The organism is Pseudomonas sp. SDO55104_S430 (assembly GCF_054070595.1).
On record NZ_JBSVXG010000533.1, the window covers coordinates 1 to 210 of the forward strand.

Sequence of the window (210 nt, forward strand, 5' to 3'; positions counted from 1 at the left end):
CCATCATCACCATCGCGTTATCCTCGGGCGGCACCAGTTCTTTGGCGCGTTCGACTTCATCATGGGTGCTTAGCAGCGTGTACAGGTCGTCGGTGTAGGCCTGGCGCTGGACCGGGGTCTGAATTGAAGAGGGGATAAACGGCTCGGCATCAAAGCCGCACAGGTTCTGCACGGCCAACGCACTTTGCAATTGGTGTTGATGCAGGGCTT

Annotated in this window: 1 protein-coding gene; it reads right to left on the reverse strand. The window is 57.6% G+C overall.

Annotation, left to right across the window (positions count from 1 at the left end; translation table 11 throughout):
• Positions 1-210 (reverse strand): hypothetical protein (locus ACW9JE_RS31000; RefSeq protein ID WP_457434947.1); only part of this gene is annotated, 210 nt, incomplete at both ends.